Source organism: Corynebacterium crudilactis (assembly GCF_001643015.1).
Classification (GTDB): domain Bacteria; phylum Actinomycetota; class Actinomycetes; order Mycobacteriales; family Mycobacteriaceae; genus Corynebacterium; species Corynebacterium crudilactis.
Genome location: NZ_CP015622.1, coordinates 2,199,150 through 2,221,977, shown reverse-complemented (window position 1 = coordinate 2,221,977; position 22,828 = coordinate 2,199,150). Strand labels below are relative to the sequence as shown.

Sequence of the window (22,828 nt, the reverse complement as noted above, 5' to 3'; positions counted from 1 at the left end):
GCAAAATGCTGGCACTTTAGGTTTTGGTCCAAAAGATTGGTGTGACCTGGGCGAGGTTCGAGGTCGAGCGGGGGTGAGTGTTTAGTAAAGTTCGCAAATCCCTTTCTTTGGTGATGGCGATCACTTAGTCTGATCACATCGCCAATACCGATAAGGGTTGAAACTAAAAGAAAAGCGCTACCAAGTTCATATGGGTAGTCAAAATAATTTTTCTAAATGTTTCGAAACCGGGCGTATCTAAACCAGATTTTGGTTTTGACACAGATCATCTTAAAACCCACGCTTCAAAGGAGCCTTCAATGACTGAACAGCAAAAGTTGTCTGCTCAGACCGCTGACAACGCTGGAACTGCTGGACTTACAGACAGCACCGTGCGCGTCGAAGTTGGCGGCATGCAGGTTGCACAAGTTCTCTATGACTTTGTAACCGAAGCGGTACTCCCTCGCGTGGGTGTGGATGCGGAGAAGTTTTGGTCCGGATTCGCCAGCATTGCTCGGGATCTCACCCCACGTAACCGTGAGCTGCTCGCTCGCCGCGATGAGCTGCAAGCACTTATCGATGACTACCACCGCAATAACTCTGGTACCGCCATCGACCAAGATGCCTACGAAGAGTTCCTCAAGGAAATCGGTTACCTCGTTGAGCCACCTGAAGCTGCAGAGATCCGTACCCAAAATATCGATAAGGAAATCTCCAGCACTGCAGGTCCTCAGTTAGTTGTACCAATTCTTAATGCACGCTTTGCGCTTAATGCTGCAAACGCTCGTTGGGGTTCCCTCTACGATGCGCTGTACGGCACCAACGCCATTCCGGAAACTGATGGCGCTGAAAAGGGTAATGAGTACAACCCGATTCGTGGACAGAAGGTTATCGAGTGGGGCCGTGAGTTCCTCGATAATGTTGTTCCACTTGATGGTGCCTCCCATGCTGATGTTGATAAGTACAACATCAGTGACGGAAAGCTTGCCGCTCATATCGGTGATGATGTGTACCGCTTGAAGAATCGAGATGCTTACCGCGGCTTCACTGGTAACTTCCTTGATCCAGAAGCAATCCTCTTGGAGACCAACGGTCTGCATATTGAGCTGCAAATTGATCCTGTGCACCCAATCGGCAAGGCAGATAAAACTGGCCTGAAGGATATTTTATTGGAATCCGCGATCACCACGATCATGGACTTCGAAGATTCCGTTGCCGCTGTAGACGCTGAAGACAAGACTTTGGGCTACACCAACTGGTTTGGCCTTAACACTGGTGAGCTGAATGAGGAAGTGTCCAAGAACGGGCGCAGCTTTACTCGTGAGCTCAACAGCGACCGCGTTTACATTGGCCGCAATGGCACTGAGCTGGTTCTTCATGGTCGCTCCCTGCTGTTTGTTCGCAATGTTGGTCACCTCATGCAGAACCCATCCATCTTGATTGATGGCGAGGAAATCTTCGAAGGCATCATGGATGCAGTGATTACTTCTGTTTGTGCCATTCCTGGAATTGCACCGCAGAACAAGAAGCGCAATTCTCGTAAGGGTTCCATCTACATTGTGAAGCCAAAGCAGCATGGTCCTGAAGAAGTCGCATTCACCAATGAGCTTTTTGGTCGCGTGGAGGATTTGTTAGAGCTGCCTCGCTACACCTTGAAGGTTGGCGTGATGGATGAAGAGCGTCGAACCTCAGTTAATCTCGATGCCTGCATCATGGAAGTGGCCGATCGTCTCGCATTCATCAACACTGGTTTCTTGGATCGCACCGGCGATGAAATCCACACCTCCATGGAAGCTGGCGCGATGGTGCGCAAGGCTGATATGCAAACTGCACCGTGGAAGCAGTCTTATGAGGATAACAACGTTGATGCAGGTATTCAGCGTGGACTTCCAGGCAAGGCTCAGATTGGTAAGGGCATGTGGGCGATGACTGAGCTCATGGCCGAGATGCTGGAGAAGAAGATTGGTCAGCCACGTGAAGGTGCCAACACTGCATGGGTACCATCACCAACAGGCGCAACTTTGCACGCTACGCACTACCACTTGGTTGATGTGTTCGCGGTGCAGGCGGAACTGCGCGTGGCCGGTCGCCGCGATACCTTGCGCAATATCTTGACCATTCCATTGGCACTAAATGCTGAATGGTCTGCGGAAGAGAAGAAGGAAGAGCTGGATAACAACTGCCAGTCCATCCTGGGATACGTTGTCCGTTGGGTTGAGCAGGGCGTTGGTTGTTCTAAGGTTCCAGATATCCACAACATTGCGCTCATGGAAGACCGCGCAACGCTGCGTATTTCTTCTCAGATGCTGGCCAACTGGATTCGTCACGATGTTGTTTCGGAAGAACAGGTCGTGGAATCGCTAGAACGAATGGCAGTGGTCGTCGATAAGCAAAATGCTGGCGATGATGCCTACCGCGATATGGCGCCGAATTACGACGCGTCCATCGCCTTTCAAGCTGCAAAGCAGCTGATTTTTGAAGGCACCAAGTCTCCAGCCGGCTACACCGAGCCTATTCTGCACGCCCGCCGCCGCGAGTTCAAAGCACAAAACTAGCGCTTTTCGACGCCCACCCGCATCACAAGGGTGACTGATGTGCCGGGAGCCACCGTCACTCCCTTCTGCTCAGCACCCAACAACGCTGGTTCTACACAGACAAAGTCGCGCCATTCACCATCGCCAATATCGGCCATGGTGGAGGCGCGATTTTTGCCTGGATTCCACACCACAGTGGAATCATGACCTTCGCCTTCAACAGTAATAATGCGATTTGTATCGTAAATCTTGACCTGGGGAGTACCCAGAGCAATGCGATCGTATTCACCATCGAATGTGATTACACCGTCCTGAGTGCCAACTGTATCGGTGAGTCGATTCAAAATATCGATGCCGTCGAAGCCCTCCACCTCAATCTTTTCCACATCATCGACCTTGAAATAAGGATGGAAAGCCAACTGGACAGTGCTGGATTGATCAGTGTCGTTGCTCAGGCGCAAAGAAATATCAAAACCAGCATCAGTGCTGTGCGTACGAATATTTAGAAGCAAACCTTCACGGCTGTAGGTAGCGTGGATTTGTCCATTATTTTCATCGACATCCCACGCAGAACGCCTGGCCCAACCATGCATCGGGTCCAAGCCCAGCAATCCACCAAACCACGGAGCGATGATTGGAACACCACCGCGAATAGCAGTGCCCTCACCGTATTCGGATGTGGAGCTTAAATAGAGAAGTTCACCCTCAGCAGAATTGGCGTGAACGATATGTGCACCGGCGGGGGAGAACTCCAAACCGCCGGAATTAATAAAGAAAGTCATGCCTCTAAATTGTAGGCCTGAATCCCCTGATTGTGCTTTAGTTATCACTTTTAAGTTAAAGTATGAGAATTCGCACACCAGCGATTTTTTCTGTGCCCACCACTAGCACGACTTGCCACTCATATTTTTAAATTTTTTTGGAGTTGCCCCCGTGTCTGACACAGGAATAGAAGAAGACAAGAAAGAAGGCCGTTCGGCGGCCATTATTATTTATGCGTTCCCAAGCTTCATTTTGCTGGGCGCAATCATTGCGTTTGTTTTCCCGGAACCGTTTGTTCCGCTGACTGAATACATCAATATCTTCCTCACCATCATCATGTTTACGATGGGCTTGACCTTGACGCTGCCTGATTTTCAGATGGTGCTCAAGCGTCCACTTCCTGTCTTGATCGGTGTAATAGCACAGTTTGTCATCATGCCATTTTTGGCAATCGTGGTGGCAAAAATATTTAACCTCAACCCCGCGTTGGCAGTCGGTTTGCTCATGCTGGGATCAGTACCAGGTGGTACCTCATCTAATGTGATTGCATTCCTGGCCCGAGGCGACGTAGCACTCTCCGTCACCATGACTTCTGTATCCACGATTGTTTCCCCAATCATGACGCCATTCCTCATGCTGATGCTGTCCGGCACCGAAACCGCGGTCGATGGCATGGGCATGGCTTGGACCTTGGTGCAGACAGTTCTTTTGCCTGTCATCATTGGCCTTGTCCTACGCATATTCCTCAGCAAGTGGATCGATAAGATCTTGCCAGTCCTTCCTTATCTCTCCATCATGGGCATCGGTGGCGTAGTTTTCGGCGCAGTCGCCGCTAATGCTGAACGTCTCATGACAGTCGGACTCATCGTCTTCGTCGCCGTCATCGTGCACAACATATTTGGATACATACTGGGTTACCTCACCGGCCGTATGTTCAAAATGCCAGAGACAGCCAACCGCACAATGGCTATTGAGATCGGAACGCAATCTGCTGGTCTTGCATCCGGCATGGCAGGACGCTTCTTCAGCCCAGAAGCTGCCCTTCCAGGTGCCGTCGCAGCAGTGGTGCACAACATCACCGGTGCAGTCTATGTTGGCCTGGTGCGTAATCGCCCATTGACAAAAGAAACAAAGAGGAAGGAAACCATCAAGGTTTCTAGCTAATCTGAGCTATTCCGCGGAAAGTATAACTAGACGCTCAAGCCGATCTCTGGGCATGAGGGGCTAGTTATACAGCGGAAAAACTTGAGAATTAGTGAATTCATCTGGCAACCAGTCTATGATGATCAGCAATGATGAACGCACATGATTTCGATGCTCAGGTGGAATACCTGAACCAGGTTTTTGAGGTGTCAGAGGAACGCATCCTCCACAGCGACATACTTCTTCACATCACTTCTTCTTAAAGACTAATTCTTATACAGCCGGAAGTGTGTCCTGAGCGTCTGGATAAGACGCTTGCGCTCCGGCGCTTTGCACCGAGAAGGCACCGACGCGTGCTGCATGCTGGGCGGCGTTGATAAGCGAATCTCCCTTCACCAATCGCGCGCAGAAGGCTCCTGCAAAAGCGTCGCCGGCACCCGTAGTATCTACCGCTTGAACCGTTGGCGTGGTGATATCGGTGATGCCAGATGAATCAGCAACAAGGGCACCCGCCGCACCAAGTGTCATGACAACGGAAGCGAAACCAGCCTCAAGCAGAGCCTGCGCCAAGTCATGCGGATCTGTGGACTCAATGCCCACCCCAAGCTGCTTCAAGATCAGGCCAGCCTCATGCTCATTGGCAATAATCGGATCTGCCTCAAGCAGAGAAGACCTGTCCACATCGATCACCGGCGCAAGATTAACCACGACGCGACCCATCGTGTGATGCACCGCCTGCTTGAAACCATCAGCAGGAATTTCTCCCTGAAGCAGCACAATCCCCGCGTCGGCCAGAAGATCAGAATGGCTACTGACATAATCGCAATCAACCAGGGCATTCGCGCCGGGGATGACCACGATGTTATTTTCGCCATCTTGAGAAATAGTAATGACAGCGAGGCCAGTGGTTTCCTCAGACTCAGATACTGCAGAGAGATCAACGCCAGAGGAACGGAGAAATTCCAGGGCTGGTTCGGCATAGGGGTCATTTCCAACAGCGCCAATAAACGCAACTTCAGCACCTTGAAGAGCGGCAGCCACAGCCTGGTTTGCGCCCTTGCCACCTGCGGTTATGTTTCCGCCACTGCCCAAAAGGGTTTCCCCTGGAGCTGGATGACGTTCAACATGCAAATTAAGGTCGGCATTGATGGATCCGACAACGACAATGCGATTACTCATGAGAATATCCTTAGGGAAAAGAGGAGTTATGCAAACGATTTCATTAAGGGGTTATTCCATTCTACGTTCATCTTGGAAGAAGGTGGTTATTATTGATTCATGAGACTGTTTGCGTCGATTACTCCACCAATTGAGATTACCGAGCACCTAATTAACGCAGTTCGTCCCTACAAGGATGATTTGCGGTGGGCTGACCCGGACAACTGGCACATCACTTTAGCTTTCTACGGCGAATTACCTGATGGCTCAGTAGAAGATCTCGTCGAACACCTCAGCACAGCAGCCCGATTAAATGAAGAATTCACCATCAGGATCAAAGGTGCTGGCTCCTTTAACCGAAAGAATTTATGGATGGGCGTTGGCGGAGACACCAAAAATCTACGACGCCTGATGGCTGATTGCCTCATTAATCCGGAAGAACGACAACGCCAGCGTGCACATTTGACCGTGGCAAAACCTACACAACGCCAGCGAAGCCACGACTGGGATCCTGTTATTCCAGACCTAGTACACGCACTTTCCGTATATGAAGGCCCAGAATGGCCAGTAACTGATATTGAATTGGTATCCTCTGAACCTGGTAAAGGTAGAAGTGGTGGCCCCCTTTATACAACAGTGGCCACCATCGCATTATCGTCTGCTCTTGTTTAGCCAGTGAGATCAAGCATCGGTATATAGACGTTGAGCGCATGGTAACTCAGTGTTTTTCCATGGCCATCTAAAACTGGAGAGCCAGTGACTCCTCCTCCTAGCACTCCACGAATTGTGAACACCATAGATTCCACGGATGTGACAATTTCACGAGTAACCACTTTTTCTGAAACGTGGAAGTGGGCTGCGATTGTGGTGCAATCAAGGTGTTGCACCAAGTGTTGAAATGCGGCTGAGTTATGAGGTAACACGGCAAGGATTAAGGTATCGCCTTTGTCACCAGTACGAGTGGCAGCTAGATCATCGAGAATCATCATGATACTGGAACCTCCAAAATTTGGATTGTGGTGCATACAAGTTCACGGGGGAGTAGTGCTGAACGGATGCTGAGGAGTTCTTTAGTTTGTTGGCGCGCACCTCCACCTGCAGCTGGCCCATTTGTGTATAAACTTTCTACTTCCCACCCAATAATGTTTGCCTGACTTTCCTCAGGCACGATCCCGGCTATGCGGACGCGTACTTCGGGTGCTGCGGTGGCAGTAGTCTCAAGCCCCCGGAAAGCTGATCCTGTGCCGATGAGCTCTACATTTAGTGAGGATTTCGGGATTTTATGCAGCTTTATCAATCTGTCCATCACGATATCTGCTGCCAACTGAGCACGCTCGAGAGCGCGTGGGCCCGCATAGGAAATTTGTCCTTCCCCCATCCATCCGGACTGATAGCCCAATGTAACTTTGAGAAAATCCGTGCGAGGTGTTCCTGTTGCACCTTTAATATGGACAGTTTCCGGTCCCACTTGGGTAAAAATGACATTACTAAAATCCGCAACAACATCTGGAGTGATATACCCAGCTGGTTCTGAAACCTCGTAGAGTAGTTGTTCTGTGCATGTACGGGTAGTGAGAATTCCACCGGCATGGGGAAGTTTTTTTAAAAGCGCAGATCCATCTGAAGATACTTCTGCAAAAGGGAAACCTAGTTGTGCCATATTTGGCACGGGCTTGGTCACCGGATCTGCGTAATATCCACCAGTTAACTGACCTGCACATTCCAAAAGATGTCCTACTGCGGTACCAGCTCCAAGAAGATGATAATCGTCTCGGCGCCAGCCGAATTCATGAACTAGTGGTGCTAAATATAATGATGGGTCGGCTACTCGGCCTGCGATGATGACATCAGCACCAGACTCAAGAGCAGGAAGTAAGGCATCAATTCCAATGTATGCATGAGCGGAAACAGGTGAACCATCTGAGTCCGCCACAGATTTTTTGGTCTCCCACACTGTTGGATTTTCCTGCAGCGTTGAATCAAGTACAGAATCTCCTGTAACAACAGCAATGGAAATTGGGCGGGGAAGCGAAATATCGCGGGCAATCTGAGCAATTAGAGTTGCTGCAGCCTGGGGATTAGCTGCGCCTGCATTAGTAATAATGCGGGTTCCGTGTGCAATTGCAGCTGGCAAGCAAGCGCGTATTCGTGCTTCAAGCAAGGGATCAAAACCAGCATTACTATCGCTTCTTTTTCGTAGTTCTCCCGCAGCCACGGTTCGCTCACCGAGACATTCAAAGATGAGATAATCCAGATCTGCGTGTTCTACTAATTCTTGCGCTGGATCAATGCGGTCACCGGAAAAGCCTGCTCCTGCACCAAGTCGGATGATTTTGCTCATGAAGTTCTCCTATGCCTAGATTGAGATTGCGCCGGTCAGCACGGCAATTACTGCCATTACCAAAGATGTGCCAAAGGCCCATCCGAAAATGAACCGCTGGTGATCTCCAAGCGATACCTTGGCCATGCCAATGAGGATGAACGTTGAAGCTGTCAACGGACTCAAAGGGAAGCCGGTAGTCATCTGTCCGACGATTGCGGCTCGGCCAATTTCTGCAGGATCGCCGCCCATTGCCATAGTTGCTTCTGCAAATACAGGTACAACACCGAAGTAGAAAGCATCAGGCGTAAAGACCAAGCTGAGAGGCATAGAGACAAGAGCAACCATGATGGGGAGGAACCCACCGGCGCTTTCCGGAATCCAATCAACAATTTGAAGAGCCATCGCTTCGATCATTCCGGTTCCACGCAGAATTCCGGTGAATACTCCGGCCGCAAAGATCATGGTGATGACGAGAACGACATTTCCACCGTGTTTGGAGAGCAATTCTTGCTGAGAGTTCCAAGAAGGACGGTTGATGATCAATGCGATAACGAAAGCAATAATGAAGGAGACATGGAGTGGGAAGAGCTGGAAGAGCAAAATAACAACAAGGCTGATTGTTAAAACAAGATTGATGATGGTCTTCCAGATGGGAGTGCCTGCATGCTCGCGTTCAGCTTCGAGTGCTTGTTCATTAAATGATGTACTGAGGCCGTCTGGTCCGATTCTCTTTCGTTCGATCCTGCCGATAATAAATGCTGCGAAAACTACCCAGATCATTCCGCCGATCATGGCTGGAAGCATCGGGAGGAAAATATCTGCACTGAGCAAATCTAGCGATGCCATTGCTCGTGCTGTCGGCCCGCCCCAAGGAATCAAGTTCATGACACCTGCACCGAGGGCAACGATTCCTGTCAGCGCTAGGGGACGCATGCCGATTCTTTTGTAGATGGGAAGGAATGCAGAAATGGTAATCAGGAATGTTGAAGCTCCATCGCCATCTAGCGCAACTGCCATTGTCACAATTGCCGTGCCGATGGCAATTTTTACCGGATCTCCTTTAGCCCAACCGACAACTTTGTTGATGAGTGGATCGAAAAGTCCTACATCAACCATGAGACTGAAGTAGAGAATGGCGAACGTAATCATGATCGCGACTGGTGCGACTTGCACTAGTCCGTCGCCGATCATGTCTCCGAGTTCTGGTGTGAAACCGCCGATGATGGCGAAGATGATGGGTACTAGAACAAGGCTGATGAGTACTGAAACTCGAGTAAAAAGTGTGAGGGCGAGAAAAATACCGACAGTGAGGAAACCGAGGGTGGCAATCAACAGGACTCCCTTATGTGATTGAGATTATATGTTGCTTTGAGTATGTTTCACTTCATATAGTTGAGTCAAACATTAATAAGGCATAGATTTATGAGTTATGAGAATAGATAGAATTTCTTTAGAGCAATTACGCATTGTTAGTGCTATAGCTGAACACGGAGGCTTCACTAAAGCAGCCGACTACCTTAACCAGTCTCAATCCAACCTCAGCCGCACAGCTTCCTTGGTGGAACGCCACCTTGGGGTCAAGCTTTTTGATCGTACTACCAGGCATTTTTCCCTCACTGATGAAGGAGAAAAATTTGTGGTGATGGCAAGAAATATCCTGGAATTTTACACTCGGGAAACTAATTATTTTCAGGATTATGTACGCGGAGTCAACGGCGTACTACGGTTAGCCACTTTGCCATCGTTGGCTGCGACGTTTCTTCCTTCATTGATCGTGAAATTTAGGAGAGAGTTTCCAGATGTTCGAGTAGAAGTCTCAGACTTTACGGCAGAAGAAGTACTGTCTAGGGCTGTAGAAGGAACTATTGATTTATCCATCACCGCCATTGATTCAGAATATTTACGCGATGACCCCGATCGATTTGAACTAGAACCACTCGCTACAGAAGAGTTCTTTTGTATTGTTCCGTCTTGGCATCAATTTGCTCACTTAGATCAGATTTCTTGGTCTCAGCTAAGCGAGGAGCCATTTGTTTCTTTTGGCGAATCAAGCTCGGTGAGAAGAATTGTGGATCGAGCGCTCTACGGAAAAGATATTCGTCCATCCCAAATAGTTACTGCGAGATCAGTGAGTTCAGTAGCAGGGATGTGTGCAGCAGGAATTGGGCTCTCTGCAGCCCCAGGATTTGTGTTGCCGTTAATGAATATTCAAGGTTTAGTATTTAAACCATTTGAGGGGGCGCCAATTACTAGAACGATTGGCATTGTCACTCCGAAAGCAAAGGCTTTAAGTAAACCTGCGTTAGCTTTTCGAGAATTGTTGAGCACTATTGATCCTGAGGATTTGAATCTTCCCCCTCGTACAGAATGGCATGGGTTGAAAGATACTATCGGTTAGATATGCAATCGTGGAACAGCCTCGAGGAGTACTTTTGTGTAATCAGAGGCAGGGGAATCATAGACTAGGTCTACTCGTCCGCGCTCAATGATTTCTCCGTGATTCATCACCAACACGGATGTGCATACTTGGCGCACCACTGCGAGATCGTGGGAAACAAACACCAAAGTGATGCCGTATTCCTCTACAAGTTGGTGCAACAGATCTAGAACTTGTTTACGCACAGAGACATCAAGTGCGGATACGGGTTCATCCGCAAGCAGGATGGCGGGTTTGATAGAAAGGGCACGAGCAATGGAGATACGCTGGCGCTGTCCACCAGAGAATTCATGTGGGTAGCGGTTGAGAACATCAGAACCAAGACCTACCTGCGATAACACTTCAATGACGCGATCGTTTTTTGCTGCAGCACTCCATCCCAGGAGAGGTTCGGCGACGATGTTTTTGATGGTCATCCGGGGATTTAAGCTTGATTGTGGATCCTGAAATACCATCTGAATTCCGCCGCTGACCTGAATATCACCAGTTGAGGGTCGATCAAGACCTGCGAGGAGTTTGAGAAAAGTAGTTTTTCCTGAACCGGATCCGCCTACGATTCCGAGACGTTCACCTTTGCACACTGTTAAGGAGACAGAGTTTAGAGCAGTGTTCTTTTTGAAAGTGCGGGAGACGTTATTAACAGTGATGACAGGTGCGCCGTAATTTTCTACAATCTCCGGCTGATCCAGAATAGAAGCATTCAATAACTGCTGGGTGTATGGATGAGTGGGGGAGTGCAACACCTGGGTGGTGCTTCCACGCTCCACGATTTCACCGGATTTCATCACTAGTAATTTTTCGCAGGTTTGTGCAACAAGCCCTAGGTCGTGGGTGATAAATAGCAGTGCAGTGCCACGTTCTTTGGTGAGTCTAAGGAGCAATTCGATGATCTGTTTTTGCACTGTCACATCGAGAGCCGTGGTGGGTTCATCGCAGATGAGCAGATCGGGGTCATTAGCAAGGGCCATGGCAATTAGTGCGCGTTGGCGTTGCCCACCGGAGAGTTCATGCGGGTATGCGCGAGCGACTCGTTCGGGGAGGGAGACGTCGAGAAGCAAGCTTTTTAAGCGCTTGCGCGCGTCTTTTTTGCTTTTCCCATGCACGGTCATCATCTCTTCGATCTGCCGGCCCACGCGCATGAGGGGGTTGAGTGCGCTCATGGGTTCTTGGAAAATCATGGCGATGCGACTACCGCGCAGACCTGCAGAAGCAGCACCATTGAAAGTGATAGTGCCTGTGGTCGGAAGATCGCTGAGCCCCATGATCGAAAGCGCCGTGAGTGATTTTCCAGATCCGGATTCGCCGATGAGTCCAACGCGTTCACCAGGGTTGATCTCAAAGGAAACATCGTGGACGAAGTTATTTCCGACGGTTAATGCTGAAACTTTAAGCACGTCCGACCTCCCGCTTTGGATCGATGGCATCACGCAAACCATCACCGAAAAGATTAAAACCAAGCACTGTAATAGCAATGGCAAGACCCGGCCACACAGCAAGCATCGGAGTTACTCCAATGGAGCTTTGCGCAGTTTGCAGCATACGACCCCAGCTAGGATCTGGTGGAGTTGTGCCCAAACCCAGGAAACTTAGAGCAGCTTCGGCAAGAATCGCCAGGGCAAATGCTACGGATGCTTGGACAATCAAAATGCTGGTGATATTAGGAAAAATATGACGAATAGCGATGCGCACTGAAGAAACTTTGGATAACTTTGCCGCCGCGATGAAATCTTGGCTTGTCACCTGAAGCGTTCCAGCACGTGCCACGCGGGCAAAACTGGGGATACCTGCCACACCAATGGCAATCATCGCGGACCAAGTGGAAGCACCAAAAATTGCGCCGGAAATAATAGCTAAAAGCAGTGCCGGGAAAGCCAACATAAGATCAGCTCCACGCATGACAAACGTTTCTACGACTCCTCCGCGCATACCAGCGGCAATACCTAAAGGTGTGCCAATGAGCGCCGCGATAGCCACAGCGATGAGACCAACTAATAGCGTGATCCGGGATCCCACCATAATTTGGGAGAGCACATCTCTGCCATAACGATCAGTACCCATCAGGTGCCGTAATGAACTGCTTTCGAGCCGTTCCTGCGGGAAAGCTTGCACTGGATCAAAAGGGGTCCACAGAAAAGATAAGGCTGCAAGGAAAAAGACAAGGCCGACGATGATGCCACCAATTTTTCCCGACAGTGGCATGGTTTTCAGATTCATCATACTGATCTGCTTTCTGCAGCGAAGCCCTTGTTAAAGCCTCCACCGAAGCCACTGCCGAAGCTTCTGCCAGGACTGCTTTCAGTGCTACTTCCAAGCCGTGGGTCAACGACTTGATATAGCAGGTCAACAGCTAAATTCACCAAGAGAGTAAAAGCTACGAGAAGCATGACTATGGATTGCACAGCAATGAGGTCTCGGTTGGATACAGACTCTAGCAGCATGGAACCAATACCTGGGATGACAAAGACTTGTTCAATAACTACGGCGCCGATGACAAGAGTGGTCAGCTGTAGACCTGTCACGGTGAGAACTGGCAGAGCTGCGTTTCTGAGCCCATGGACGATCAGTGCACGGTTGTGGCTCATACCTTTTGACCTAGCAGTGCGCATGAAATCTTCACTTAAAACATCCATTACTGCGGATCGAACATAGCGGGTGAGGATCGCTGCTTGTACTGCAGAGAGTGCTAAAACCGGCAATATAAGTCTGGCGAGGAAACCGCGGAAATTTTCAGATGGCGGAATCCACCCATTGGCAGGCAACCACCCCAGCCCAACGGCAAAAACAGAGACCAACAAAATGCCGGCGAGGAAACTTGGAATGGCAATGCCGATCTGGCTGATTCCAGAAATAAGCACACCACCACGTCGTGCCGAGAACACTCCAAGCGGAACTGCAATTAGTAGGGAGAGGACAATGGAGCATCCCACCAAAATGAGGCTGACTTGCAAACGGTCCAGGATCAGCGGTGATAAATCTTGGCCAGAGCTCAACGAAACCCCGAAATTACCACTGAGCATGCCAAAGACCCAGGAAAAATACTGTTGGATAAGTGGCCGATTAGTGCCCAGCTCTGCTTGCAGGGCTGCGATGGTTTCTGGGGTAGCAGTGACTCCCAATGCAACGGCAGCTGGATCACCTGGGATAATACGGATGAGGACAAAAATAATGACGCTGGCGATCGCAAAAGTAAGCAGATAGCGCAACAGTGTCCAACTAATGGTTTTGGTCATGTTTTTAAGACCTGCCAATCATGGAAAGTTCAAGAGCTCCTGAAACAACATTGGGATCAACTCCAGTGATTTCGGGGGACATTACCACGATATTTGCTACATTCATGAGGTTGTCGGCTACGGCTTGATCCATGATTCGGTCCACAGCTTGTTGCATTAATTCCACTTCATTGGGAGAGCTATCAGCAGCGGCGAGAAGTTCTTGGGTTTGTGCGTCTTCAAATCCTAAGTAGTAGTCAGGGCTGAATAAGGTAGGTATATCTCGAGGTTCCACATGAGCGATGAGGGACATGTCGTAGTCTTTTTGTCCCATGACTTGCGCCAACCATACAGCCGGAAATTCCGTTGCTTCAATCACGGGCTCAAATCCGACATCGCGAAGCTGCGAATATAAAATCTCTGAAGCTGCTTGGGCGTAGGGAAGCGAAGGAATCGACATGGTGATTCGTGTTCCTTCTGCTCCGGCTTCCTTTAATAACGCACGAGCGCGTTCTGGATCATGCAGGTAGCGCGTGGATTTTTGGTACCACGGATCAGTCGGCGGAACGGGAACTCCACCAGTGTCCGTGCCGTAGCCTTCCAACGCGGTATCAATGACTGCCTGACGATCAATCGCGTACATCACTGCCTGGCGCACTCGCACATCATCGAAGGGTGCACGCTGATTATTCATTGATAACAGCATCTCGCCATTGGTGGTGCCTACTTCTACCACGAAATTATCCAAGGTTGCCAGCTGCTCAGGTGCCTGCATTGCCCAAATAATATCTACATCGCCGCTTTGCAGCGCATTGCTGGACGCCGTCGCATCGCTGAAATAGCGGATAGTTGCGGCGTCGTTAAGCGGCTTATTGCCCCAATAATCTGCGCGCGCGCCAAACCCAATAGCGCGGCCCGGCGACCAGTGCGTCACCGTATACGGGCCGGTACCAACCGGAGCAGTGGAAAGCTTTTCGACGCTCGCTTCCGTCATCATTGCACCAATCGCAGTACCCATATTCCACAACCACTGATTCGATGGTCTTGATAATGAGACTTCTAAGGTGTGTTCACCCAAAACTTCGGTGGATTCCACAACATCCATGCCACTTTTAAGCCCGTTGGTCCAGTCAGTTTTTACCCGGTCAATAGAAAACTTTGCAGAGTGTGCAGTAAAAGGGTCCCCATTAGAAAACTGCACGCCTTCCCGCAGATGGAAGGTATATGTCATGCGGTCATCGGAGATTTCCCATGATGTTGCCAAAAGCGGTTGCACGTCACCCTGTGCATCTAGGCGTACCAAGCCTTCATAAACATTGGACATCATGGCCTGCGGGATAGCTGCACCTGAAGCATTGGTGAAATCTAGCGAAGCAGCGGCAGAGGTGGTCGCGATAACGATCGAGGATTGATCAATAGGGGGAGATTGCTGATAAGCGGTGGATCCTGCCGAGCATGACGAAACCACGATTGTGCTTGCCAACAGCAAGGACGGCAGGAATCCGCGCGTGATCTTCATGGGTTCTGAGATTAGTCGGTGTGTCTGAGGAAACTAAATGGGGGAGGTGGATTAGGACTAAAGAGTGCTTGAGGGTGTTACCCCCGAATAGAGGTAAAGGCACTTGAGGTAATTGGTGTGACGTAATCGATTTACGTGCAGTTTTGAAAGGTGTGGCACTGTCCGGTTTGGATTTCTGGAAAGAAATGATTGTGGGGACTCAAATTCATCGCATGTAACATGCTACGGTGTTCCGGGTCACTTAAAGGAGGAGCTTATGGGAATCATCGCTCTACTTGTTTTTATCGCAATCGCCGTCGTGTTGAATGTGTTCTTAAAGCGAGATATTTCAGAAGCGTTGCTGGTCGGGTTGATCGGCACTGCACTGGTTGGTGGCGCACAAGCGCCCAAGTTATTATTCGATGCCGTGGTCAGTGCGGCGCAGTCTGAAGTTACATTTGCTGGCATGGCCTTTGTCTTCATGGGCATTGTCGTTCAATCGACCGGCTTAATTGACCGCTTGATTGCCATTTTGAACTCTATCTTCGGCAGGCTTCGCGGTGGTGCAGGTTATGTTTCCACTCTTGGCTCGGCAATGATCGGATTGATTGCGGGATCTACTGCCGGAAACTCTGCCACTGTTGGATCTGTCACCATTCCTTGGATGAAAAAGACCGGATGGACCTCAGAACGATCAGCAACGCTAGTTGCCGGAAACTCTGGTTTGGGTGTTGCTCTACCTCCTAACTCAACGATGTTTATCATCTTGGCCCTCCCCGCTGCAGCTGCCTCATCTGCTTCTCAGGTGTATATTGCCCTTGCCTGTGGTGGAGCATATGCAGTGTTCTACCGCCTAGTTGTAGTTTTTTATTGGACCCGTAAAGATAAAATTCCAGCAACCCCTGCTGATCAGCGAGTTCCTTTTGGCGAAGCGTTTAAAGCGGGATGGCGTTCACCCCTTATTTTCCTAGGAATCCTCATTCCGGTTCTCTTGACCATCGGACCACTATCCGCATGGTTGAAGGTAAACGGTGTCGGTGAGCCGGGTATCAAATCCATGTCGATCATCGTGTGGGTTCCGATCCTGATTACTGCTATTGCATTGATCGAAGGTCGCAAGCGAATCGCCAATAACTTGGCTCATTTTAGAATTCAGATTTCTCGTGACCTGCCACAGTTTGCGACCGTCGGCATTTCACTATTTTCTGCGCTTGCGGCAGCCAATATTATGGAAGATTTAGGCGTCGGTCCGCAATTGTCCAATTGGCTAGATTCCATGGATCTCCCCAAAGCTGTCATGGTGATCATTGTGTGCGTGATGTGCATTATCGTGGCCACACCTTTGTCTTCAACGGCTACTGCTGCCGCTATTGGCGCGCCAGCTGTTGCGGCTTTGGCTGCAGTGGGAATCGATCCGACAGTGGCAATCGTGGTGATTTTGCTGTGCACCTCAACTGAGGGAGCATCTCCTCCGGTTGGCGCACCAATTTACTTATCCGCAGCGATAGCAGATGCAAATCCAACAAAAATGTTTGTGCCGTTGATTACGTATTTCGTTGTACCCATGGTGCTACTTGCTTGGCTAGTTGGTATGGGTATCTTGCCAGTCATCGTTCCTGCGGGATAAAGGGGTAAAAATGAATTCCATTTTCAAGTTATTTAGAGTGCTCTTTGTGGTATTTCTTGTGTCTTTCCTCATCGGCGGCACATTGATCGTAGGTGTGCAGACAGTAGGCGTGATCATGCTCAACGAGGGCATCGTTACCAGCGCTACTCGAAACATTGCGCCTTGGGCTTTTGTGGCGGCAACACTGTGTGCAGTGTGCGCATTCGTCTTGCGGTATAGCCCAGATCGGCCGAAAGATATGGGCTCAGCAGAAATTGACTAAGTAACCTGTTCTAAACGCCATCGGTGTACTGCTCCCAAATTGCTTTGGGGTCACCTTCACCAGTTTGTTCTACTGCTTGTTCAAGAAGAAGTTTTCCGGTTACCTGGATGTGTTCACGCATAGATGCACGTGCTATTTCTGCAGATTGACGTTTAATAGCATCCAGGATTGGTTCGTGTTCTTCTAAAATATCGGCTAGTGTGCGTTTATTTCCTGCCGTGGATGCTCCGAGAATGCGGGTATGTGCACGAAGTTTTTCCACCAAATCTGCACCGCGCTGCGATTGTCCCATGGACATGATTTGGTGATGGAAGCGCCTGTCATATGTGAAGAAACTTTCTTCATCATTATCTGAGCGAGCCTGTGCCATGAGTGCAATGGTTTCGTCTGCTTCTTGGAGCTGTTCTTCAGTACGTAAAAGCGCTGCACGATATGCTGCAGCTGGTTCAATGCCCAGGCGGAGCGCAAAAATTTCCGCCACATCTGATGGCTTCGTTTCTGCAATCTGGAAGCCACGGTTTCTGGTGAATTGAACTAACCCGGCTTCTTCAAGTCGGAGTAGGGCATCTCGGACAGGGGAGCGGGAGATTCCTAATTGGTCGCTGATTTGGTAAACGCTGTACCACTCACCGGTGACCATTGTTTTATTGAGTGTGGATTCTCGAACATAATCCATAACTTGATCTGTGAGTGAACGTGCGTGCGCAACCTTTTTAGCAGACATGCCAGATATTATCTCACAATTAAGCCAAGTAGCCGGTAACATGTTACTAACTGCTCTTTGATATGAGAATTTCATCCCCAGTAAGGACAACGCCATGACTCACACCATCAAATTTAAACGGCTAGACCCAGAAGTCTATAGCCAACAATCTCGTGCAAAACTTCGAACGGATATGAAGACTCGCGCGGCATATTCCTCAGATGCTGGAATTTTCAGGAGGGTGCCCGCAGCGATTTCTGAGCCGGAAAATGTTGAGCAGATTAGAGAATCCATTGCCGTAGCCGTTGCTCGTGGATGGTCTGTTGTTGGTCGAGGCGGCGGAAGCTCTGTAGCTGGAAATGCGATTGGCGAGGGCTTAATTATCGATACCTCTAGATTTTTTAATCGTATTCTAAATATTGATCCCATCGCCCGCACTGCGATAGTTGAACCTGGCGTGGTGTGTGATGCATTGAGTGATGCTGTTGCGGAATTCGGATTAACCTATGGCCCCGATCCATCTACACACTCACGATGCACCATTGGTGGCATGGTTGCCAATAATGCTTGTGGCTCACATTCGGTTGCTTTTGGTACTGCGGCTGAAAATTTAGTGGATGTTACCCTCATGCTTGGTGACGGCAGAGAAGTCACAGTGACGAAAGATGGTTGTGATGACCCTGTTATCCAACGCCAGCTCATGGAACTTGCTGCTAACAATAGTGAGCTGATAAATAAAGAACTCGGACGGTTTCCCCGTCAGGTTTCCGGATATGGTTTGCATTATCTTGCTCATGACATGGCTAAAGCTATGGCTGGCACAGAAGGAACCATTGGAATCATTACACGCCTCACGGTGAAATTGGTTCCAACGCCTAAAGTAAAAGCGCTTGCCGTTCTAGCCTTTGATACCGTATTCGATGCAGCACGTGCTGCAGCTAAACTTCGGCTGCCAGGCGTTGCCACTATCGAGGGTATGGGCGGTGACCTGCTGGCTGCTCTGCGCAGTAAACAAGGACAATCGGAAGCTGGACAGAACCTTCCAGGCAACCGTAAAGGCATTGACGCTGGTGGCTGGTTATACTGCGAAACCGGAAGCGACACTATTGAATCAGCAATCGCAGCGGCTGAAAAAGTAGCAACAACCGTTGATACCATTGATTATGTGGTGGTGTCAGAACCTGCAGAAATGCGCGAGTTATGGCGGATTCGGGAGTCCTCCGCAGGCATTGTTACGCGTTTAGCTGATGGCGGGGAAGCTTGGCCGAACTGGGAAGACTCTGCTGTCCCACCAGAAAACCTGGCTGATTATCTCCGTGACCTTTATGCGCTGATGGATAAATTTGATTATCAAGGAATTCCGTTTGGCCATTTTGGGGAAGGCTGTGTCCATGTGCGCATTAGCTTTGATTTTTCCACTAAAGAAGGTTTGAAAAAGTTTGAGGCATTCATGAATGAAGCAGCCACTTTGGTTGCTTCATATGGCGGAAGTTTGTCTGGTGAGCATGGTGATGGTCGCGCGCGTTCATCATTTTTGGACCGCATGTATTCCCCTGAGATGCGTAAACTCTTCGAAGAATTCAAATTGATATTTGACCCGCAACGCCTGTTTAACCCTGGCGTGTTGGTGTGGGCTGATCCAGTGATGCAGGGGCTTCGCATGGATCCAGGCCAACGCACACTAGAGATCACGCCTGTGCATAGTTTCTCGCATGATAAAGGTTCCATGGTTAATGCCGTGAACCGTTGCGTCGGTGTATCAGCTTGCCGTTCGGAATCTGATGCGATGTGCCCATCCTTCCAAATCACTGGTGATGAAGTGCATTCCACCAGAGGTCGGGCACGTTTGCTTTCTGAGATGTTCCGTGGCGAATCCATTCAGGATGGCTATCGCAGTGAGGACGTAAACGAAGCCCTTGACCTGTGCTTATCATGTAAAGCTTGTGCTTCTGAGTGCCCTGTCAATGTCGATATGTCCACCTACAAAGCGGAATTCTTAGATAAACACTATGCAGGACGTCTCCGCCCAATGGCCCATTACGTCATGGGATGGCTGCCTTTGCTCGGACACGTTGCGCATAAAATACCGTTTCTACCTACGCTTATCGACGCCACCATGCGCTCAACACTCTTCGCCCCACTGGTGCGCAAAATTGGCGGGCTTGCTGACCGCCCACTGATTTCCTTCGCGCATCGCTCACTGCGGAAGTACACGCCTGAGAAAAATACTGGTGAAACAGTCGTGTTATGGCCAGACTCCTTCAACACAAACCTTGATACTGGCCCGGCACATGCCGCGATCAAAACTCTGGAAGCTTTAGGTTTCAATGTGGTGATCCCGGAGGGCTTTGTATGTTGTGGCCTTACATGGCATTCAACAGGTCAGCTTGGCATGGCGAAAAAAGTACTGGAACAAACTGCAAAAGTGATGAAACCTTATCTCGACCAGGGGCTTACTGTGGTGGGGCTGGAACCATCGTGCACAGTGATGCTTCAAGATGAAGCAACAGAGCTTTCTGACAACCCTGATCTGGTACGGCTTGCAGCCCAAACTAAACCTTTTGCTGAAGTAATTGCTCCGAAGATTACGCAACTGGTTGAACAAGGAACACTTGTTGCAACTGAATCTACTGCCTTAACTCAAGTCCACTGTCATGAACGATCATTGGGAGATCCGCAACAATCAGCGCTTGTATTAAGTGCCTTGGGTGTGGAAGAAGAACAAATTGCTACTGGCTGCTGTGGCTTGGCAGGCAACTGGGGTTTTGAAAAAGACCACGCTGAAATGTCGTTTGCACTGGGAGAACGAGAGCTATTTCCTAAGGTGAGAAAATCAGAGGGCCATATTATTGCTGATGGTTTTTCCTGCCGTACCCAGATTGAGCAAGGTACTGGTAAACAGGCCACACACCTTGCCGAGGTGGTCTTAAATATCTTGAAGCAAAACAACATGGCACAATAACGATCATGCAACAGGTGCTCATGGGTTTCACGGTGGTGTTCATCGTCATCGGAATTGGTTGGATTCTGGGCAGGAGGAATACCTTGGGCCAACAGGCTCAGAAACCTTTGAGCCTGTTTGTTTACTATGTTGCAACTCCAGCGTTGTTGTTTGACCGTGTCACTAAATCTGATGCGGCTACGATCTTTTCCTTAAATTTTGTGGTTATTGCCGTATCCGCATTAATCGTAGGTTTCTTATTTTTCCTCTTGATGCGGTTTGTTCTCAAACGCACCACCGCAGTGTCTGTGATCGGCATGTTGGCGGCTTCTTATGCAAATGCGGGAAACCTAGGTATCCCATTGGCTGCCTATATTTTGGATGATTTCACCGTGGTGATTCCGGTGATTTTGTTCCAGGTAGCTTTTTATGCGCCGATCACCATGACCATTATGGAGATGATGACAAACAAGAAGTCCACTAATCTGGTGCGCAATCTGGTGGTCACTCCTCTGACAAATACCATGGTGTTGGCAGCGATTGCAGGAATTTTTGTGTCGTTGACATCGATGAGCGTACCAATAGTACTTGCACAACCCATCGAAATGTTGGCTAATGCCTCAGTTCCATTGGCACTTATTGTGTTCGGTTTGTCCCTTTCAAAGAGTAAAATCTTGGAAAAGGGGGCAGTTTCCAGGCGAGATGTTTTCCTGGCTGCATTGTTTAAGAACATTATGCACCCGATTGTTGCAGGATTGTTAGCTCTGTCCTTGGGGATGGAAGGCACTGCATTATTGTCTGCGATTATTCTCGGGGCGCTGCCCACCGCCCAAAATGTGTACACCTATGCACTGCGGTTTAGAACTGCAGAATCCATGGCTAGGGATACAGGGGTGGTCACCACATTGATTTCTTTCCCTGTACTGGTGGCGGTGTCCCTTATTTTAGGATCCTCGGGTTAGCATTAGTATTCATGAGCGTAGTAAAAGTGCGCACCGGCATACCGGCGCTAGTGAGATCTAAAGCGATGATGACGTGCATCCTTTTTGTTCTCATCTGCGTGCCTTTTCTGCTGTTATTTCTCCTTGCAATGCAAGATGCAGAAGATACCATGCGCACTCTTTATACACTGGCAGCTACGTTGCCGGGCTGCGGCATTGTTGCCGCCGTGTTGGCGATGTGCGTGGTGTGGGGGCGCCGTCGGAAAGCAGTATTAATTATTGGCGATCAGGTACAGATTCCACGCAGCGGTGTGAGTTTTTCCTTTGCAGAATTAGATACCGTCCAATTGTGGTCAGATCAGAAATCGAGATCACATGTGGCATTGCTGCCCAGCCATATTGAAGAACGTGTAGAAACTACCGGGGTGTTATCAATTCGCCCTTATACAGTGACATTTCCACGTGGTGCGACACCTCAGCCTTTTGAGCTTGCTGAGATCTTGTTGAGCCAAAAACCTGAACTTAAACTGGACCGGTTGGGTCGGCTTTAGCTGGCAGAACGCACCATTGTCAGTGGGCTTGGTTGTTCCCTCGCAGTGTTTAACGTGAAGCTGGCTTTGGATGGGAGATAGCAATCTTCGGATGATTCAATTGGCGTGCCATCCACAGTAAAAGCACGTCGACGTACCCGAAGTAGGGGAGAGCCCTCTGGAATATTGAGTAGTTCGGCGTCTTCGGCAGAAGCTGCAATGGCATCAATGGTGCGGGTCGCGTTGTTGATATCCACGCCCTGATCGATGAGCTCTTGATAGATAGAACCCGAATCTGTATCGAAGGCCAAGACGATCTTTCCGACTTCTAATGGATAGTTAAGCCGCTCGACCATCACAGGTTCAGAATCCATCAACCGCAGGCGATACACCGAGACCACAGGAGCTCCAGGTTCAATTTCTAGACTCGCAGCTAATTTCGCATCTGCCGGATGGCGGGTGAGATGTTGGGTGATTTGACCAGGTTCAATGCCAGAATTCTTGCACCATTGGGAAAAAGAAATCACGCCGTCGAAAGATTGCGTAGGGACATTATCTAAGACAACGGTACGACGCCCTCTGGAAGAAGACAGCAATCCTTCAGCGCGCAAGGTAGCGATGGCTTGGCGTACGGGGCCTCGTGAAGTATGGAAACGCTTACACAGCTCAGCTTCTGAAGGGACAGGATCGCCGGTTTTGAATTCGCGGTCTCTGATTGCCTTCCTGAGTTCATTGGCAATTATCTCATGGTGCTGTTTTATGGGGGTAATCATGATATTCC

Annotated in this window: 20 protein-coding genes; 9 read left to right on the top strand and 11 right to left on the bottom strand. The window is 49.4% G+C overall.

What is annotated here, in order from left to right:
• Nucleotides 1-299 precede the first annotated feature (299 nt).
• Nucleotides 300-2,534, top strand: a complete 2,235-nt coding sequence (glcB, locus tag ccrud_RS10340) for a malate synthase G (RefSeq protein WP_066567172.1) — start codon at nucleotides 300-302, stop codon at nucleotides 2,532-2,534.
• Here glcB and ccrud_RS10335 read toward each other — a convergent pair.
• A complete protein-coding gene (locus tag ccrud_RS10335) occupies nucleotides 2,531-3,295 on the bottom strand; it encodes an aldose epimerase family protein (RefSeq protein ID WP_066567167.1) in 765 nt (254 codons plus the stop codon). The two genes, glcB and ccrud_RS10335, sit on opposite strands and share 4 nt — an antisense overlap.
• A gap of 151 nt (nucleotides 3,296-3,446) precedes the next feature.
• Between ccrud_RS10335 and ccrud_RS10330 the strand changes: the two genes are divergently transcribed.
• Entirely contained in the window at nucleotides 3,447-4,439 is a 993-nt protein-coding gene (locus tag ccrud_RS10330; RefSeq protein WP_245670243.1) for a bile acid:sodium symporter family protein, read from the top strand.
• Between the two features lie 252 nt (nucleotides 4,440-4,691).
• Here ccrud_RS10330 and rbsK2 read toward each other — a convergent pair whose 3' ends face one another.
• Nucleotides 4,692-5,597 carry a ribokinase RbsK2 gene (rbsK2, locus tag ccrud_RS10325; protein ID WP_066567164.1) on the bottom strand — a complete coding sequence of 302 codons (906 nt, stop codon included), beginning with the start codon at nucleotides 5,595-5,597 and terminating at the stop codon, nucleotides 4,692-4,694.
• A 99-nt stretch (nucleotides 5,598-5,696) separates the two neighbouring features.
• Here rbsK2 and thpR point away from each other — a divergent pair, with 99 nt between their 5' ends.
• Complete coding sequence (gene thpR, locus ccrud_RS10320; protein WP_066567160.1) at nucleotides 5,697-6,248, top strand: RNA 2',3'-cyclic phosphodiesterase; 552 nt, start codon at nucleotides 5,697-5,699, stop codon at nucleotides 6,246-6,248.
• Here the strand turns inward: thpR and ccrud_RS10315 are convergent.
• Genes ccrud_RS10315 through ccrud_RS10305 form a run of 3 tightly spaced genes read right to left on the bottom strand, consistent with a single transcriptional unit; the run spans nucleotide 6,245 to nucleotide 9,231 of the window.
• A complete protein-coding gene (locus ccrud_RS10315) occupies nucleotides 6,245-6,565 on the bottom strand; it encodes an AtuA-related protein (RefSeq protein ID WP_066567158.1) in 321 nt (106 codons plus the stop codon). The genes thpR and ccrud_RS10315 overlap by 4 nt on opposite strands.
• On the bottom strand, nucleotides 6,562-7,917 hold the full coding sequence (locus ccrud_RS10310) for an acyclic terpene utilization AtuA family protein (protein ID WP_066567156.1): 1,356 nt from the start codon (nucleotides 7,915-7,917) through the stop codon (nucleotides 6,562-6,564). The genes ccrud_RS10315 and ccrud_RS10310 overlap by 4 nt, the downstream gene beginning before the upstream one ends.
• A gap of 15 nt (nucleotides 7,918-7,932) precedes the next feature.
• Nucleotides 7,933-9,231 (bottom strand): CitMHS family transporter, encoded by a 1,299-nt coding sequence (locus tag ccrud_RS10305; protein ID WP_066567154.1) that lies wholly within the window; start codon nucleotides 9,229-9,231, stop codon nucleotides 7,933-7,935.
• 97 nt (nucleotides 9,232-9,328) lie between these two features.
• On the opposite strand from ccrud_RS10305, the gene ccrud_RS10300 reads away from it, so the two are divergent.
• The gene (locus ccrud_RS10300) at nucleotides 9,329-10,297 is read left to right on the top strand and encodes a LysR family transcriptional regulator (RefSeq protein ID WP_066567152.1); all 969 of its coding nucleotides are present in this window, start codon (nucleotides 9,329-9,331) and stop codon (nucleotides 10,295-10,297) included.
• Here ccrud_RS10300 and ccrud_RS10295 read toward each other — a convergent pair.
• From ccrud_RS10295 to ccrud_RS10280, 4 genes are read right to left on the bottom strand one after another with little or no spacing between them, the layout of a single operon-like run.
• The gene (locus ccrud_RS10295) at nucleotides 10,294-11,730 is read right to left on the bottom strand and encodes a dipeptide ABC transporter ATP-binding protein (RefSeq protein ID WP_074025510.1); all 1,437 of its coding nucleotides are present in this window, start codon (nucleotides 11,728-11,730) and stop codon (nucleotides 10,294-10,296) included. The genes ccrud_RS10300 and ccrud_RS10295 overlap by 4 nt on opposite strands.
• The gene (locus tag ccrud_RS10290) at nucleotides 11,723-12,553 is read right to left on the bottom strand and encodes an ABC transporter permease (RefSeq protein WP_066567143.1); all 831 of its coding nucleotides are present in this window, start codon (nucleotides 12,551-12,553) and stop codon (nucleotides 11,723-11,725) included. The genes ccrud_RS10295 and ccrud_RS10290 overlap by 8 nt, the downstream gene beginning before the upstream one ends.
• The gene (locus ccrud_RS10285; RefSeq protein ID WP_082868835.1) at nucleotides 12,550-13,566 is read right to left on the bottom strand and encodes an ABC transporter permease; all 1,017 of its coding nucleotides are present in this window, start codon (nucleotides 13,564-13,566) and stop codon (nucleotides 12,550-12,552) included. Before ccrud_RS10285 ends, ccrud_RS10290 begins: the two co-directional genes overlap by 4 nt.
• A gap of 4 nt (nucleotides 13,567-13,570) precedes the next feature.
• Nucleotides 13,571-15,064 carry an ABC transporter substrate-binding protein gene (locus tag ccrud_RS10280; protein WP_066567140.1) on the bottom strand — a complete coding sequence of 498 codons (1,494 nt, stop codon included), beginning with the start codon at nucleotides 15,062-15,064 and terminating at the stop codon, nucleotides 13,571-13,573.
• Between the two features lie 256 nt (nucleotides 15,065-15,320).
• On the opposite strand from ccrud_RS10280, the gene ccrud_RS10275 reads away from it, so the two are divergent.
• Both ccrud_RS10275 and ccrud_RS10270 read left to right on the top strand, forming a co-directional pair.
• Nucleotides 15,321-16,670: a TRAP transporter permease gene (locus ccrud_RS10275; RefSeq protein WP_066567132.1), complete on the top strand. Its 1,350-nt coding sequence runs from the start codon at nucleotides 15,321-15,323 to the stop codon at nucleotides 16,668-16,670.
• Nucleotides 16,671-16,680: 10 nt separating this feature from the next.
• Complete coding sequence (locus tag ccrud_RS10270) at nucleotides 16,681-16,932, top strand: hypothetical protein (protein WP_066567126.1); 252 nt, start codon at nucleotides 16,681-16,683, stop codon at nucleotides 16,930-16,932.
• 10 nt (nucleotides 16,933-16,942) lie between these two features.
• Here ccrud_RS10270 and ccrud_RS10265 read toward each other — a convergent pair whose 3' ends face one another.
• A complete protein-coding gene (locus tag ccrud_RS10265; RefSeq protein WP_066569834.1) occupies nucleotides 16,943-17,665 on the bottom strand; it encodes a GntR family transcriptional regulator in 723 nt (240 codons plus the stop codon).
• Between the two features lie 85 nt (nucleotides 17,666-17,750).
• On the opposite strand from ccrud_RS10265, the gene ccrud_RS10260 reads away from it, so the two are divergent.
• From ccrud_RS10260 to ccrud_RS10250, 3 genes are read left to right on the top strand one after another with little or no spacing between them, the layout of a single operon-like run.
• Nucleotides 17,751-20,597 (top strand): FAD-binding and (Fe-S)-binding domain-containing protein, encoded by a 2,847-nt coding sequence (locus tag ccrud_RS10260; protein ID WP_066567124.1) that lies wholly within the window; start codon nucleotides 17,751-17,753, stop codon nucleotides 20,595-20,597.
• 5 nt (nucleotides 20,598-20,602) lie between these two features.
• Nucleotides 20,603-21,538, top strand: coding sequence for an AEC family transporter (locus ccrud_RS10255; protein WP_066567123.1), 936 nt, complete (start codon nucleotides 20,603-20,605; stop codon nucleotides 21,536-21,538).
• Nucleotides 21,539-21,549: 11 nt separating this feature from the next.
• On the top strand, nucleotides 21,550-22,068 hold the full coding sequence (locus ccrud_RS10250) for a hypothetical protein (protein WP_066567121.1): 519 nt from the start codon (nucleotides 21,550-21,552) through the stop codon (nucleotides 22,066-22,068).
• On the opposite strand, the gene ccrud_RS10245 is transcribed toward ccrud_RS10250, so the two are convergent.
• Nucleotides 22,065-22,820 (bottom strand): GntR family transcriptional regulator, encoded by a 756-nt coding sequence (locus ccrud_RS10245; RefSeq protein ID WP_066567118.1) that lies wholly within the window; start codon nucleotides 22,818-22,820, stop codon nucleotides 22,065-22,067. The two genes, ccrud_RS10250 and ccrud_RS10245, sit on opposite strands and share 4 nt — an antisense overlap.
• Nucleotides 22,821-22,828: the final 8 nt, after the last annotated feature.

What these genes read in the sequence shown, in the direction of transcription:
- glcB (WP_066567172.1), top strand. Translation starts at nt 300, where the DNA reads ATGACTGAACAGCAAAAGTTGTCTGCTCAGACCGCTGACAACGCTGGA.
- ccrud_RS10335 (WP_066567167.1), bottom strand. Translation starts at nt 3,295, where the DNA reads ATGACTTTCTTTATTAATTCCGGCGGTTTGGAGTTCTCCCCCGCCGGT.
- rbsK2 (WP_066567164.1), bottom strand. Translation starts at nt 5,597, where the DNA reads ATGAGTAATCGCATTGTCGTTGTCGGATCCATCAATGCCGACCTTAAT.
- thpR (WP_066567160.1), top strand. Translation starts at nt 5,697, where the DNA reads ATGAGACTGTTTGCGTCGATTACTCCACCAATTGAGATTACCGAGCAC.
- ccrud_RS10315 (WP_066567158.1), bottom strand. Translation starts at nt 6,565, where the DNA reads ATGATGATTCTCGATGATCTAGCTGCCACTCGTACTGGTGACAAAGGC.
- ccrud_RS10310 (WP_066567156.1), bottom strand. Translation starts at nt 7,917, where the DNA reads ATGAGCAAAATCATCCGACTTGGTGCAGGAGCAGGCTTTTCCGGTGAC.
- ccrud_RS10300 (WP_066567152.1), top strand. Translation starts at nt 9,329, where the DNA reads ATGAGAATAGATAGAATTTCTTTAGAGCAATTACGCATTGTTAGTGCT.
- ccrud_RS10290 (WP_066567143.1), bottom strand. Translation starts at nt 12,553, where the DNA reads ATGATGAATCTGAAAACCATGCCACTGTCGGGAAAAATTGGTGGCATC.
- ccrud_RS10285 (WP_082868835.1), bottom strand. Translation starts at nt 13,566, where the DNA reads ATGACCAAAACCATTAGTTGGACACTGTTGCGCTATCTGCTTACTTTT.
- ccrud_RS10280 (WP_066567140.1), bottom strand. Translation starts at nt 15,064, where the DNA reads ATGAAGATCACGCGCGGATTCCTGCCGTCCTTGCTGTTGGCAAGCACA.
- ccrud_RS10275 (WP_066567132.1), top strand. Translation starts at nt 15,321, where the DNA reads ATGGGAATCATCGCTCTACTTGTTTTTATCGCAATCGCCGTCGTGTTG.
- ccrud_RS10270 (WP_066567126.1), top strand. Translation starts at nt 16,681, where the DNA reads ATGAATTCCATTTTCAAGTTATTTAGAGTGCTCTTTGTGGTATTTCTT.
- ccrud_RS10260 (WP_066567124.1), top strand. Translation starts at nt 17,751, where the DNA reads ATGACTCACACCATCAAATTTAAACGGCTAGACCCAGAAGTCTATAGC.
- ccrud_RS10255 (WP_066567123.1), top strand. Translation starts at nt 20,603, where the DNA reads ATGCAACAGGTGCTCATGGGTTTCACGGTGGTGTTCATCGTCATCGGA.
- ccrud_RS10250 (WP_066567121.1), top strand. Translation starts at nt 21,550, where the DNA reads ATGAGCGTAGTAAAAGTGCGCACCGGCATACCGGCGCTAGTGAGATCT.
- ccrud_RS10245 (WP_066567118.1), bottom strand. Translation starts at nt 22,820, where the DNA reads ATGATTACCCCCATAAAACAGCACCATGAGATAATTGCCAATGAACTC.